Source organism: Burkholderia ubonensis, assembly GCF_001718695.1.
GTDB classification, from domain to species: domain Bacteria; phylum Pseudomonadota; class Gammaproteobacteria; order Burkholderiales; family Burkholderiaceae; genus Burkholderia; species Burkholderia ubonensis_B.
This window is the reverse complement of sequence record NZ_CP013422.1, coordinates 257,108-271,194: the sequence shown is the minus strand read 5'-3', so window position 1 is coordinate 271,194 and position 14,087 is coordinate 257,108. Positions and strand designations below refer to the sequence as shown.

Here is a 14,087-nt window from a genome sequence, read left to right as displayed (position 1 = left end):
GCCGACGCACGCACCGGTGGCGGGGCGACGCGCGCCCCGCCATCGCGTCAGATCGAGACCATTTCGAAGTCCTCCTTGCCGACGCCGCACTCGGGACACTTCCATTTGGCCGGAATGTCTTCCCAGCGCGTGCCCGGTGCAATGCCGTCTTCCGGCGCACCGTGCCGTTCCGAATAAATCCAGCCGCACACCAGACACATCAGCGTGCGCATCTCTACCGCCGTCGTGCTCATCTCGCCATCTCTCCCAGGTTCGACGTCTGTCGCGTCACGAATTCGCGCACCTGCTCGCGTACCCTCGCATCCGACAGGATGCGGCCGTGCCCGGCGCCCGGCGCCGGCCACAGCGTCGCGTCCGGCAGCCCGGCCACGACGCGCTGCGCCTCGCAGTACGGCACCACCGAATCGGCCGGGTCGTGCACCACCAATACCGGGACGTCGAGCGACGCGCCGCGCGCGAGCAGATCCCAGTGACTGACCGGCACGCCGTTGCGCAGCTGCAGCTCCGCATAGATGCGCTCGACCACCGGGCGCGGAAATGCCATGTCGCGGCTGGCCCAGCGCTCCAGCACCTCGGTCAGGCCGCTGGTGGGGGCGATCAGCACGAGGCAGCGCAACGACGCGCGGCGCGAGCGCTCGGCCAGCGCCGAGACGGCCGCGATCGAGCCGAGCGAATGCGCAATCACCACCTGCGCGCCTTCGATCGCATCCAGCACCGCACCCGTCGCGCGGGTGAACTGCGTCATCGTCGTATGCTTGCCCGGCGAACGGCCATGCGCGGGCGCGTCGAACGCGGCCACCGAGAAGCCGAGCGACTGCATCGGCTTCACGAAGCTCAGCATGCTGCTGCTGTCGGTGCCCCAGCCATGCACGAGCAGCACGCGCGATGCGCCGCCCTCCCAGTGATAGGCGCGGTCGATGTCCGCGTTGCCGTCGATGGACGCCTCCTTCGCACCGAGCGGCACGCGGTCGCTGACGGGCAGCCCGTAGCCGCGCGTGAAGCCGAACGTGTCGGCCGCCCGGCGCCCCGCGGCGTGCGGCGCGAAGGTCGTCAGCACGCGCAGCGCACGACGGCCGAGCCGAACGCGCCACGACGGCTTCCGGGCCTTGCGCCGCGCGAGCGGCGAGACGTCGGTAGGGTTCGCTGCCGCCATCACCGGCCCTCCGCCGCCGCACGCGCGCCGACCGGCACGGCCTCCCGGGACAGGCTGCGGTAGTAACCCGACTCGGTGTCGTAGAAATGGCAGTGACCGATCACGTGCCACAGATCGCCGAAGGAGAAATCCTTTTCGCGGATCATTCCCGGAAACGCCTGCTTGAGCGCCGCCTGCGCCTTCGGCAGGTTGTAGAACGGCACGATCGGCGCGACGTGGTGCGCCGTATGCACCGAGATGTTGTGCGTCATGAAGTGCAGCCACTTCGGATACCGGTAGTCGGTCGTCACCAGCAAGCGGCTGGCGTTCGGCGTCCAGTGCTGCGACGGCAGGAACGGGATCTCGTCCGACGTGTGATGCATCAGCGTCGTGGCGCTGAACCACGCATGAATCATCAACCAGGGCACGACGAAGTACAGGAACAGGCCGGTGATGCCGGTGAAGTAGATGAGCGCCGGGAAATAGAGCGCGGACGCGAACAGGACGAACGCGATCGAGCGTTTCACGTCGCGCCGCATCTCGCGCTTCGGATAGAAGCCCGGACGGAAGCCCGATTCCTTCCAGTAGCTCACCGTGCCGGCCCAGAACAGCCACTTGCGGGTGCCGGCGTACTCGAGCCGCTTCAACAGCGGCATGCGATCGTAAAGCGGCGCGGGAATCGGCCGCCAGTCGGTATCGAGCTCGAGGTTGTTGGTATTCGCGTGGTGCAGGTTGTGCGTGTGGCGCCACGCGTGGAACGGATACAGCAGCGGCAGAAGCGACAGGTGCCCGATCGCCAGGTTGAACCATCGGACGCGCGAAAACGAGTTGTGCCCGCAATCGTGCGCGATGCAATGCAGCCCCCAGCCGCCCAGGCCGGCCAGCAGCCACAGCGGAACGTAGAACAACCAGTGCGGCGCGTAAGCGATGCCGACGAGCGCGCCGATATACGCCGCATAGCTCACCACGAAGCCGAGAATGCCGCGCCATACGCGCGGCTCGTAGAGGGATTTCGGAATCGCATCGGTCAGCCGCACGCCCTCGAGCGACTTCGACTTCTGCATGAATTCGTCGAAACGCGCCGGCGGCGCGCTGGGGACCGTATAGGTTTTCGCCATGTCGATCTCCCGCTTACGCCGCTTGCAGACCGAGCTCGGTCGACAGGTGGCGCGCCAGCTCGTCGATGCTGTTGTGTTCGAACAGCAGCGCCGGGGACAGCCGCTGCTCGACCACCTTCTCCAGATCGCCCGACACCTGCACGGCGACGATCGAATCGAGCCCGTACTCGTCGAAGCGCTTGGCGGGATCGATCGCGGCGCGCTCGAGCTTCAGCTGCTTGGCGAGCCGGTCGATCAACCAGTTGCGGATCGACGCTTCGGTCAGCGGCCCGACATCGGCGGCCACCGCCTTCTTGCGGCCGAACAGGCCGCCCAGGATTCCAGCTTGAGACATGATGATTAATCCTTCCGTACGAGGGAGATGAACTGAATGACGACGGCAACTAGCTTCAATACGGCTGCTTGGCGAGCTTGCGGATCGCCGCCGGCGTCGGCTGACGCAGATCGCGCACGACGCCGAGCTTGCCGAGCGTCCACAGCACCCAGGCGCTCAGATCCGGCTCGTACCACTTCACCGAATGGCGGTATGACGCGGGGAATGCGTGGTGGTTGTTCTGCAGGCCTTCGCCGAACGTGAATACGGCGACCGTCCAGTTGTTCGCGCTGTTGTCCCCGGTCTTGAACGGCCGGCCGCCGAACATGTGGCACACGGACCCCACGCACCACGCGGCCTGGTTGGCCACGAAGATGCGCGCCAATCCGCCGAACAGCAGGCCGTTCCATGCGCCGAGCCACGAGCCGGCGACGGCGCCGCCGATCGCGGCCGGCAGCACGAGGCCGAGCACGATCCACCAGGCGTAGGTGCGGTGATAGAAGAACAGGCGGCGATCGCGCAGCACGTCGGGCGCGAAGAAGGTCCAGCCCGAGACGTCGGGGGCCAGCATCCACGGCATGTGCGCATACCAGAGGCCGCGCAGCTTCGCGAACAGGCCCTTGCCGGCCAGATTCGGCGAATGCGGATCGCCTTGCTGATCGCTGTACAGGTGATGTCGGCGGTGCGTCGTCACCCAGAACATGATCGGTCCTTGCGCGGCCATCGACCCGCAGATCAGCAGCAGCCCTTCGAACCACTTCGACGTGCGGAACGTCTTGTGCGCGAGATACCGATGGAAGCCCATCGTGATCCCGCCCATGTGCAGAAAATAGAACACCGCGAACAGCACGAGATCGGTGGCGGCGAACTCGCCCAGCACGAGCTGGCGTACCGCCAGCGCGAAGCCGGCCAGCGGCACCAGCATCACGGCCAGGGCGGTCAGGCGTTTGACGCGCGCCCCGCTGCCCAGCAGCGGCGAAACACCGGGGATCTGCCCGTCGGCGGCCGACAGCCCGCCTGCGGCAGTCACGCCGGGTGCAACCTGAATCGACGAATTCATAGGAATCTCCAGACGCTAAACAGGATTACGGCGAAATTGAAGGAGCCGTCGCGCGGCGCTTGGGCGCATAGCGCACCTCCGTGACGAGCCCCAGCGCGTCGAGCAAGCGGATGACCCAGGCGGAAGGATCGAGCTGCCAGAACGCGTGATCGTTGTTGGCGAAGGCCGGCTGTGCGTGATGGTTGTTGTGCCACGCGCCGCCCACCGAGACGATCGCGAGCAGGCCCAGATTGCGGCTGTGGTCGCGCGTCGCGTGCGGGCGGGTGCCGATGGTGTGGCACAGCGAATTGACGGCCCAGGTCGACTGATCGAGCAGGAAGATCCGTGCGAGCCCGCCCCACAGGAAACCGCCGACGGCGCCGGTCAAGGCCTGCCCGGCCGGCGCGAGCAACGCGCCCGCCAGCGCGGGCAGCGCTAGGCCGAGCAGCACCCACCACCCATAGCGCAGATTGAGATTGACGATCAGGCGGTCGCGCAGCAGGTCCGCGGCATACGCGCTCCAGTTCTCGCGGCGCACGCTGAACAGCCAGCCCACGTGACCGTGCCAAAGGCCCGCGAGCCGGCTCGGTTGGCCGTGGCGGTTCGCGCGCGGCAGCGGCGAATGAGGATCGCCGTCCTGATCGGTGAACGCGTGGTGCATGCGGTGCGTCGCGGCCCAGAACAGGATCGGCCCCTGGGCGGCCATGCTGCCGAATACGCCGAGCATCACGGTGACGATCGGCCGTCCCTTGAACGCACGGTGTGAGAAGTAACGGTGCATGCCGGTTTCGACGCCGATCGCGGTCGAGAAATACATCACCGCGAGCAGGATGAAGTCGGTGGCGCGCACGCCGTATGTCCACGTGTAGGCAATCGCGAGCACGAAACCGAGCGCGGGAACGCCGACGGTCAGATAAGCGAGCCGGCGCGCGCGCGAGTCGGTGTCGGCGTCGGCCGCACGGGCGGTCGCGGGTGTTCGCGACGACGAGAGATCTGCTTCAGCCATGACTGGCTCCGAAGAAAGACAGCGACAATGGAAATCGGGAATGCGGAAGCGGCGAACGGCTCAGGCGCGGGCCTCGAGCGTGCTCAGGCTGCCTTGCTGGAACGCCTGCTTGCACGCTTGCCTGCGCACCTTGCCGCTGGTCGTGAGCGGAATCGCGCCCATCGGCCCCAGGTGCACGACCGCCGGCGCCACGCCGTGATCGCGCGTGACCGCCAGCGTGATCGCCGCTCGCACTTCGCCCATTTGCTCGGGGCTCAGACGGCGCGAGCGCTTGAGCTCCGCAACGATGACGAGCGACTCCCGCGGGCCGCCGTCGATCGAAAACGCCACCACGCCGTTGGTTCGGATCGCATCGTGCGCGGCCTGCACCGATCCTTCGATGTCGGTCGGATAGAGGTTGCGCCCGGCGACGATCACGACGTCCTTGATCCGGCCCGTGACGAACAGCTCGCCGTGGTTCAGAAAGCCGAGATCGCCGGTGCGGAGGTAGCGCGCCGAATCGGCGTCGCCGCGTTCGTCGCAGAGCGCCGCCGCGAACACGTCGTCGCTGTCCGCGCGGCCGAGATAGCCGGCAGCGACGTTCGGACCGCTGAACCAGATTTCGCCGATGCTGCGCTCCGGCAGCACGCGCTTCGTCGCAGGATCGACGATCAGCAGCCGATGGCCGGCCGCCACGGGCCCGCAGCCCACCAGCGTCGTGCACCCGAGCAGGTCGGATTGCGCGTCGTGCGGCACGCACTGGCCGCGGGCGAGCGCCTCCTTGTCGACGTCGATCAGCGTGATCGGCGAACGGCCGGGCTTGCCGGACACGTAGAGCGTCGCCTCCGCCATTCCGTAGCACGGCACCACGGCGCGGCGCTCGAAGCCATGCCGGCCGAAGCGCGCGGCGAAGCGCTCGAGCGTCGCGTGGCTCACCGGCTCCGCGCCGCAGAACACGTGCTGCAGCGAGCCGAGATCGAGCGTGGCGGCTTCTTCGTCGCTGATGTGGTCGACGCATAGGTCGAACGCGAAATTCGGCGCGACGCTGGTGGTCACGCGGTAGTCGCTGATCGCCTTGAGCCAGCGATACGGACGCTGAACGAAATGCTGCGGCGACAGGATCACGAGCGGAAAGCCGCTGAACACCGCGAGCAGCAGCGCGCCCATCAGGCCCATGTCGTGATACGGCGGCAGCCACGTGCAGCCGACGCGCTCCGGATCGGCGCCGAGCCGCTCGGCGATCACCGCGCAGTTGCTGACGAGATTCCGGTGCGTGACGACGACGCCCTTCGGCTCGCCCGTCGATCCCGACGTGTACTGCAGCAGCGCCGGCCGCTCCAGATCGAGGCCCTGCTCCAGCACGCGCCCGAAGTCGTGCGCCGATGCGTCGATGGCGTCGAAAGCATGCTCGTCGATCGTCAGCAACGCCGGCGCGACGCGCGCGCCGTCGTGCAGCCGGTCGAGCTCCTGTTGCAGCGAGCGATGCTGCTTGCCGGCGATCACCACGTCGGGACGGGCGTCGCGGCAGATCGACGCGAAACGCGCCACGGCGCGGGAGCCGGCCGGCGGAAACGAAGGCACCGCGGTGGCGCCCGCCAGCAGGATTCCGAACAGCGCCGCGACGTAACCGAGACCTGGTTCCAGCACCAGCAATACGCGGCGTTCGTGCAGCGCGTGCTGCACGAGCAGATCGCGCACGTGGGCCGCAGCGGCGGCGAACTGGCCGTAGGACCAGCTCGCGACGTCGTCCTCGCCGTCGCGCAGAAAATGGAACGCGACGCGCTCCGGCGTGTGCTCGGCACGCTCGCGAAGCACATGGAGCAGCGACGAGGTCGTGCGCTCCGCCAGCAGAGCGGAGGGAGGAATGCTACCGGCCATCATGAGACCCTCGGATAATCGGTTTCGTATTGTTTCGATCAAATCGTCATGCCCGGCGCCGGGCCGAACGCGGCGCCGCCCTCAACGCGCCGCCGCGGAGGCGAGCACGCGCGGTCGCGTATCCACCGGCGCGCACAGGATCGCCGTCGCCAGCGCGAGCGCGATCTGCAGGTAACAGAGCGTGTGGAATTCGGCGAGCCGCGTGATCGCATTGCCGGTGATGGCGACCGTCAGCGCCACGCCGAACACCGATCCCATCTGGCGTATCGCCTGATTCACGGCCGAGCCGACGCCGAACCGCGCGGGCGGCAGATGCGCAACCGCGGCAGCCGACAATGAAGGCATGACCATCCCGACGCCCAGCCCGGTCAGCAGCGCGCCCGGCAGCCAGGCATGCAGATAGTCGGGCGTGACGCCGGGCACCAGCGCGAACCACAGGCTTGCCGCCATGGAGATCAGGCTTCCCGTCACCAGCAGAAGCCGGTGCCCCGCGCGCGCCGCGAACCGGCCGCAGACGATCGCCGTCGGCACGACGAGCAGCGGCCCTGGGGTGCCGGCCAGCCCGGCGCGCGTCAGCGAGTACGACCAGACGCCCGTGGTGAACAGAAACGTCTGGAAGAACATCATCGCGAAGCCGATCGCGAAGCACAGCGACGCCAGATTGATGTAGCGGTAAGTGCGATCCTGGAACAGCGACAGATCGATCGCAGGCGCACGGGCCGTGCGCGCCCACGCGACGAACGCGGCCAGTATCGCGAGCCCGCCCGCGATCGCGAGCGCCACCTTCGGCGACGCCCAGCCAAGCGCTTCCGATTGCACCAGCCCGAACGCGATCGCGCCGACGCCGACGATCAGCAGGACGACGCCGACCAGATCGAGCGGCGCGCCCCGCTCGGGGTCACGCGACTCGTCGAGCACGCGCCATCCTTGCCAGAGCGCGAGCGCGCCGAGCGGCAGATTGAGAAAGAACGCCCACGGCCAGCCGAAGCGATCGACCAGGAACGAGCCGACGCTCGGCCCCAATGCGCCGGCCACGCCGCTGACCGCGCCCCACAGGCTCACGGCGATCGCCCGTTTGGTGACGGGGAACGCCGCCAGCAGGATCGACAGCGAGGCAGGCAGCAACAGCGCCGCGCCCGCGCCCTGCACCGCGCGCATCATCCACAGCATCTCGATGCGCGAGGCGATCCCGCAGCCGAACGATCCGCCGACGAACATCGCGAGCCCGAGCAGGAACATCCGCTTGCGCCCGCACAGGTCGGCCAGGCGGCCGGCCGGCACGAGCAACGCGGCGAACACCAGCGTGTAGGCGTTCAGCACCCACGACAGGCCGCCCGAATCAGCGCCGGGAAACGCCCGTCGCAACGCGGGAAACGCCGCGTAGAGCACGGTGACGTCGATCGAAACCAGAAACACCGCGACGCTCGCGATCCAGAAAACCGGCCACGGCGAAATCGAATTCGGCTGCGCCTGCGAAGCGGGCACGCTGGGTGCGCTCATGGCCTTATACCTCGCGAAGCTGGGCGCGCGTCACGCCGTCGCCCGATGCGGATTCGGGTTCGGCGTCCGCTTCGAAATACGACGGGTCGAGAAACGGCAGCGTCCGTGCCCGCATCCGCGCCTGGAACAGCGCGACGACCGGCCACGGGCGCATCGCCATTGCCATGCTCCTGACGTTGCGCTCGTCTTCCCAGCAGATGACGTTGGCTACTTCCAACGGCAGCCCGCCGACCTCGCCGGTCCACAGGCTCAGCGTCATCGCACCTGCCGACAGACGCGGCCCGCTCGCGCGCCCGCCATAGACCGCGATCGAATGGCCGCACACGCGCTCGACATCGGCGCGCCCGCGTATCGGCTTGCAGGCCACCGGGCTGGTCAGAAACATCTCGTCGGTGATGCCGAACGGCAGCTTGGCATCCAGCACTTCGTCGTCGGGAATCGGCGGCAACGCGGTGTTGACCTCGGCGGGCAATACCCACGCATCGACGTCGACCAGATCCCGGCTCGCGTCATACAGCGCGCGCCGGACCGGCGCCGGAAACGAGCCGAGGAAAATGTCGACCTCGATGCGCGTGCCGGATCTGCGCGCCACCGTCACGCCGCGAATCTGGCGGTCCTCGAAGCGGCCGTGCCATTCGCGCCCGCCGATGTCCGCGCCACGCCACGCGTGTTGCGGCTCGATCGCGGCAAAGACGCCCGCGGCGGCCGCCGCGAGTTGCTCGACCCGCTCGCGACCGAGGATTTCGCCGAACATCATCGGATGATGCAAGGCGACCTCGTCCGGCGCCGACATCCCGAGTTCCTGCAGCAACTCGCCCACATAGAGCGTCCGTTCCGGCTCGTTCATCGTCGCGCCCGCCTCTGCCGTCATCGTCGTTTGTTCGGGTGCGCCCGGCAGGCGCGCCGTTGCCGCGGCCGTCATACCGTCGCTCGAATGGATGCGCGCGCACCCATTCGCTCCAGGATCCGTCGTGCGGCGAATGCCGGCCGGTCGAGCTGGATGTCGATCATCGGCGCCGTGGGGCTCCAGTTCGCCTGCAGGCTCTCCGCGACGTCCTTGTCCTCCATCACGGTCGCGAACACCTCCTTCGCGGTGAATTCGGTAAACCGCTCGTTGTCGACGTCGAAGTCACGGTGCATGCCCACGAATACGTGGGTCGTGGTGTCCGTGGCGGGCGTGAAGATCGTCGTCGTATAGACGTGGAAGATCCGGCCGCTGGCATCGTCGCAGGCGTGCGCTCGCGTTTCGACCCGCGTGTTGCCGATGGGCCAGTAGAGCACTTCCTGGAAGCGATCGATGTAGTCGAGCTTCAGGATATGGGTATAGAGCGGCGGCGTCTTCTCGCGGCGCAAGTAGCGGCGCACGCGGACTTCGTCCTCGCCGATCACGATTTCCGGCGGCGTCTCGACGATGTCGAGCGAGCCGAGCGTCTTCGCGTGCACGAACGCGGCGTGCGAAATATCGAGGATGTTGTCGATCCCGAACAGGTAGCTGCACGCGATCGTGCAATAGCTCATCGTTCCGGCGAGCTCGGGCGCCGAGCAGACCCAATGGTTCGGAATCGCCGCCTCGTCGGCCTGGTCGGGGTCGCCGGTCCACAGCCAGATGAAGCCGTATTTCTCGACGGCGGGGAACGCGCGCACGCGCGCGCCCTTCGGGATCGTGCTCTGACTCGGAATGCCGACGCACGCGCCGGAACAGTCGTACCTGAGCCCGTGGTACCAGCACTGGAGTTCGTCGCCGACCACGCGCCCGCGGGACAACGGAACCTGTCGGTGCGGGCATCGATCCTCGAGCGCGACGACCTGGTCCGCCAGGGTTCGATACATGACGACCTTATGGTTCAGGATCGTCCGGGCAAAGGGCTCGCGCTGGACTTCCGCGGAGAGTGCTGCTGCATACCACGCATTCTCGATAAACATGATTCCTCTCTTTGCTACATGGGCGACGTGGCGGCACACCCGACCCGCGTGCGGGTCGGTGTGCGGCTTGCGGATCGTTGCTACTTGCGCATGACGGCGATCAACGCATCGGCGTCCGGCGCGTCCATCGATGCCGCCTCGCGGTCGAGATGCCCCTGCGCCATCCGCTCGAGGAATTCGTCGGTCGACGACTGCAGATTGACGCAGGGATACTGGAAACGGCCCGTCGTATACCGAAGCGCGCCGAAGAAGGACGGCTCGACCGGCGCGCGTGCCGCGGCGAGCAGCCCCTGCGACATCAGATACTTGTGGAGCGCCGGCAGCCGGTAGCACGGCACAGCCGGATACTGATGGTGTTCGAGATGGAAGTTGCTGCCGAAGAACAGCGCGGTGTAGATCGGCGACGTATAGCTGCGGCTGTCGCGATAACGCCCCGGCACGGTATCCGTGTGCTCGATGTACGCGCGGATGGTGCTGAACACGTAGACGCCGATATACGGAATCAGCATGACCGTGAAGCCCAGCCACAACGACCGATGCCAGATGAATCCGTAGGCCGTCACCGCACCCAGGTTCAGTGCAATGTTGATCCGCGAGATCCAGCGCATTTCGCGCTCGCTGAACGGCAGCCGCGTGTTCTCCGGCCACGGAAGGCCAGCGGCCATGCGTACGGCGTTCTTCGTATAGATCCGTACGCCCCGGGAGCGCGCGAGAAAGAAGCGCGACCAGAAGGTGCGGTACTGCGAATAGATCTGGACATCGGGGTCGATGTCCTGACCGGTGTAGCGATGGTGCTTCCAGTGAGTCATGCTGAAACCCACGATCAGGAAGCCCGGCACCAGCGACGAGCAGATGAGCGCCAGCGCGGCGCTCACGTACTTGTTGCGATGCAGGTTGGTGTGCATGCCCTCGTGGCCGACGAAGGTCAGCAGGTGCATGCCGTGGCCCGCGATCACGCCGAGGACGAGCGCCATCGCCACACGGGCCGGCGCCGACGCCGGGATATCGACGACGGCGAACGCCACCGCGGCCGGAATCAGGAAGAATGCGAGCGCGTGCGCCACATAGAGGATCGTCGCGACGGAGCTGATCTGGTGGAAGTGTCGCGGCAGCTTGAGCCGCGAAAATGCAGCATTGCCGTCCAACGTGGCTTCGATGGTCATGGAATGGCTCCTCGGCTTAGTCGACATGGGACCGGTGACAGGCAGAACTGCCCCGCCACGGCTTGCATACGCGTGATCGAAACGACCACGCGCCGTCGTTCCGTGCGCTCATATCGACGCTCTCGCGCAAACGTCGCGATCGCCACCGGCGGTCACCGGCGCGAGATCGTCCGACTCGCATGCCTGCGCCCACCTCGCGTGCGCCTCGTCGGCGAGACGCTGGCGCAACGCCATCTCGGCGCGGATCGTCTCGCCTCGCGTCGACATGTCGATCAGCGGCTGAATGACGCCGGTTTCGCCGCCGGCAATGGCCTCGTCCGCCCATTTCCTGATATCGCTGGGATCGAACACCGCAAACGGCGAACATCGGCGATTCTGCGAAGCCAGCAAGCGCGCCTGCAGCACCGGGTCGGCCGTCAGCTTGCCGAACAGGATCCGGCTGAGCGGATTGTTGTGGCCGAGTGCGCCGCGGCCGCGCGAGTATTCGAACAGGTCGATCGACGTCGCGTCGCGCTGGCGCCAGTAGCATTCCAGCGCGCGGTCGTCGTCCTCGACGATGGCCTGGCCGAGTGCGCGCGCATCGCGAAGTGCGTCGGTGATGCCGAATCCGGGGGACGGATCCATGAACAGGCCCGCGTCGCCCACCAATGCCCAGCCGGGTCCGGCAGCCTGACGGAAGAAGAAGCGCAGCTTCAATGCGCCGAGCACCTTGCTCACCGGCTCACCGGTAATCAGCGGCGCCGTATGGCGGTTGCCCTTCAGCGTTTCGGTCAGCTTCTCGAGCGCGCGGCCCTTCCACTGCGGCAACTGCGTTTTCGGGAACGCCACCCCGATCAGCAGAAGATCGCGGTTGGTCGGAAACACGAAGACGATGTCGTCGCCGAACGTGCAGTTCATCGCCCCGCCCAGATAGCGCGGATCCGTGTCGAACCAGTCGGGACGCGGCCAGTACGCCCAGTACATCGCGCGCGGGCAGTCATAGCCGTGGTACTCCTCCGCGCCGACCAGCTCGGCCGTCGTCGAGTGCGGGCCGTCCGCGCCCACCACGATCCGCGCGCGGATCTCCTCGCGCACGCCGTCATGTTCGACCACGGCGCCCGTCACGCGCTCGCCGTCGCGCAACAGGCCGACCAGCCGGGTCCGGGCCCGCACCTCGGCCCCCGACGCGCGGGCCTCCTCCAGCAACAGGGCATCGAGATCCATGCGGCGCGGGCACGAGCAGCGCCCGCCGACCGGGTACTCGACGCGGCCCGTCACGTCGTCGTTTCCGTACATCATGCTGGGCACCGGGGGCGCGAAGCGGCGCACCTTGTCGCCGAGCTCGAGCTCGTCCAGCAACGCCATGCCGTAGGGAGAAATCCAGTGGGTGGACAACGGTTGATCGCTCGGCAGATGGTTCGCATCGATCGCCAGCACGCGCTTGCCGGCGCGCGCCAGATGAATCGCGAGCGTGGCGCCCGCACAGCGGGCGCCTATGATGAGGGTGTCTAGCACGGAAAATTCCCTTTGGATAACGACCGGAGTCCGAATTGCACGGGACGCAACCTCGCCGTCGCCGGCGCCATCGGTCAGATGGAGAGCCGGCGAACGGCGGCGCAGCGCCGAATGATTACGGTTTGACGTACTGACGAAATCAGCGGTACTGCGGGACCCGCGTGCCCATCGCTCAATGCGCCTCGGCGGACCGATCCGACGGATATCGCCTGAACAGCACCGACGCGTTCACGCCTCCGAACCCGAACCCGTTGGACAGCGCGATCTCGACCGGCACGTGCCGCGCGGCAGGCCCGATCAGATCCAGCCCGTCGGCTGCCGGGTCGGGGTGCTCAAGATTCAGCGTGCCGGGCAGCACGCCATCGCGCAGCGCCAGAATGGAAAACGCCGCTTCGATGGCGCCCGCCGCTCCGAGCAGATGTCCGGTTGCCGACTTGGTCGACGAAATCGCCGGGCCGGCGCCCACACCGAACACCGTCTTCAGCGCCTCGATCTCGCCGGCGTCGCCGACCGGCGTCGACGTCGCATGGGCGTTGACGTAGTCGACCTGCTCCGGAGCGACGTCGCCCATCCGCAGGGCCAGCTTCATCGCCCGCATCGCGCCGGATCCGTCGTCGGGTCCGGCGGTCATGTGATAAGCGTCGGCCGTGGTGCCGTAGCCGATGATTTCCGCGATCGGCCGGGCGCCGCGCGCCAGGGCATGATCCAGCGACTCGACCACCACCATGGCGGCGCCCTCGCCCATGACGAATCCGTCACGATCGCGATCGAACGGACGCGACGCCCGCACCGGCTCCTCGCTGAAACCGGTCGACAGCGCGCGAGCCGCCGCGAAGCCCCCGAGGCTGACCTTGTCGAATGCCGCTTCTGCGCCGCCGGCGAGGACGACATCGGCCTCACCGGTCCTGATCATGCGCATCGCATCGCCGATCGCCTGCACACTCGCGGCACAGGCCGTCACGGGACAGCCGAGCGGCCCGCGGAACCGGTGCTTGATCGAAATCTGGCCGGCTGCCAGGTTGGACAGGAAGAACGGAATGGTGAACGGCGACAAGCGCCGCACGCCGCGCGTCTCGCCGATTCTCACCGCCTCCGCCAGGCCGGGAAATCCGCCGATGCCCGAGGCCACGACGGTAGCGGTCCGCTCGCGCTGCTGCTCCGCTTCCGGCGCCCATCCTGCTTCGGCGAGCGCCTCGTCCGCGGCGACCATCGCCATCTGGATGAAGCGGTCCATCTTCCGCAGTTCCTTGTGCGGCACCGAGCGCTCGGGATCGAAGCCGCCTTCCGGATCTTCGGCCACGTCCTGGACGGTCCCGCCGACCTTGGCGGACAGCTCACCGGCGATATCGTCGCCGAGGCGGCGAAGCCCGGAGCCCCCGCCGATCAGGCGCTGCCACACCAATTCCTTCCCACAACCCAGTGGAGACACAATGCCAATACCGGTTACCACCACTCGAAGCGTCATCTCACATTCCTCTCGCTGACCGGGACTAGCCGAGCCACATCGTTAAAGCCGTTCATCTTCAGGCACACCTGTTGAAA

13 protein-coding genes are annotated in these 14,087 nt (G+C 67.4%); all 13 read right to left on the bottom strand.

What is annotated here, in order from left to right; genetic code table 11:
* Positions 1 to 47: 47 nt before the first annotated feature.
* The 13 genes from WJ35_RS21200 to fabF all read right to left on the bottom strand — a co-directional run bounded on the left by WJ35_RS21200 (position 48) and on the right by fabF (position 14,010).
* Entirely contained in the window at positions 48 to 233 is a 186-nt protein-coding gene (locus WJ35_RS21200) for a rubredoxin (RefSeq protein WP_011881352.1), read from the bottom strand.
* The gene (locus tag WJ35_RS21195; RefSeq protein WP_011881351.1) at positions 230 to 1,153 is read right to left on the bottom strand and encodes an alpha/beta hydrolase; all 924 of its coding nucleotides are present in this window, start codon (positions 1,151 to 1,153) and stop codon (positions 230 to 232) included. The genes WJ35_RS21200 and WJ35_RS21195 overlap by 4 nt, the downstream gene beginning before the upstream one ends.
* Complete coding sequence (locus WJ35_RS21190; RefSeq protein WP_011881350.1) at positions 1,153 to 2,250, bottom strand: fatty acid desaturase; 1,098 nt, start codon at positions 2,248 to 2,250, stop codon at positions 1,153 to 1,155. The genes WJ35_RS21195 and WJ35_RS21190 overlap by 1 nt, the downstream gene beginning before the upstream one ends.
* A gap of 13 nt (positions 2,251 to 2,263) precedes the next feature.
* Positions 2,264 to 2,584, bottom strand: a complete 321-nt coding sequence (locus tag WJ35_RS21185) for an acyl carrier protein (RefSeq protein WP_011881349.1) — start codon at positions 2,582 to 2,584, stop codon at positions 2,264 to 2,266.
* 55 nt (positions 2,585 to 2,639) lie between these two features.
* Positions 2,640 to 3,623, bottom strand: coding sequence for an acyl-CoA desaturase (locus WJ35_RS21180; protein ID WP_069239924.1), 984 nt, complete (start codon positions 3,621 to 3,623; stop codon positions 2,640 to 2,642).
* Positions 3,624 to 3,648: 25 nt separating this feature from the next.
* A complete protein-coding gene (locus tag WJ35_RS21175) occupies positions 3,649 to 4,608 on the bottom strand; it encodes an acyl-CoA desaturase (protein WP_034194882.1) in 960 nt (319 codons plus the stop codon).
* A 60-nt stretch (positions 4,609 to 4,668) separates the two neighbouring features.
* Positions 4,669 to 6,468 (bottom strand): fatty acyl-AMP ligase, encoded by a 1,800-nt coding sequence (locus WJ35_RS21170; protein WP_230459746.1) that lies wholly within the window; start codon positions 6,466 to 6,468, stop codon positions 4,669 to 4,671.
* Positions 6,469 to 6,546: 78 nt separating this feature from the next.
* Positions 6,547 to 7,965, bottom strand: coding sequence for an MFS transporter (locus WJ35_RS21165; RefSeq protein WP_046425884.1), 1,419 nt, complete (start codon positions 7,963 to 7,965; stop codon positions 6,547 to 6,549).
* A gap of 4 nt (positions 7,966 to 7,969) precedes the next feature.
* Positions 7,970 to 8,887: a hypothetical protein gene (locus tag WJ35_RS21160; protein ID WP_069239923.1), complete on the bottom strand. Its 918-nt coding sequence runs from the start codon at positions 8,885 to 8,887 to the stop codon at positions 7,970 to 7,972.
* Positions 8,884 to 9,888, bottom strand: a complete 1,005-nt coding sequence (locus WJ35_RS21155; protein WP_045578272.1) for an aromatic ring-hydroxylating dioxygenase subunit alpha — start codon at positions 9,886 to 9,888, stop codon at positions 8,884 to 8,886. The genes WJ35_RS21160 and WJ35_RS21155 overlap by 4 nt, the downstream gene beginning before the upstream one ends.
* An 80-nt stretch (positions 9,889 to 9,968) precedes the next feature.
* Positions 9,969 to 11,051, bottom strand: coding sequence for a fatty acid desaturase family protein (locus tag WJ35_RS21150; RefSeq protein WP_011881342.1), 1,083 nt, complete (start codon positions 11,049 to 11,051; stop codon positions 9,969 to 9,971).
* Positions 11,052 to 11,159: 108 nt separating this feature from the next.
* The gene (locus WJ35_RS21145; protein WP_059739699.1) at positions 11,160 to 12,545 is read right to left on the bottom strand and encodes an NAD(P)/FAD-dependent oxidoreductase; all 1,386 of its coding nucleotides are present in this window, start codon (positions 12,543 to 12,545) and stop codon (positions 11,160 to 11,162) included.
* Between the two features lie 172 nt (positions 12,546 to 12,717).
* Positions 12,718 to 14,010, bottom strand: a complete 1,293-nt coding sequence (gene fabF, locus WJ35_RS21140; protein ID WP_011881340.1) for a beta-ketoacyl-ACP synthase II — start codon at positions 14,008 to 14,010, stop codon at positions 12,718 to 12,720.
* Between the last annotated feature and the right edge of the window lie 77 nt (positions 14,011 to 14,087).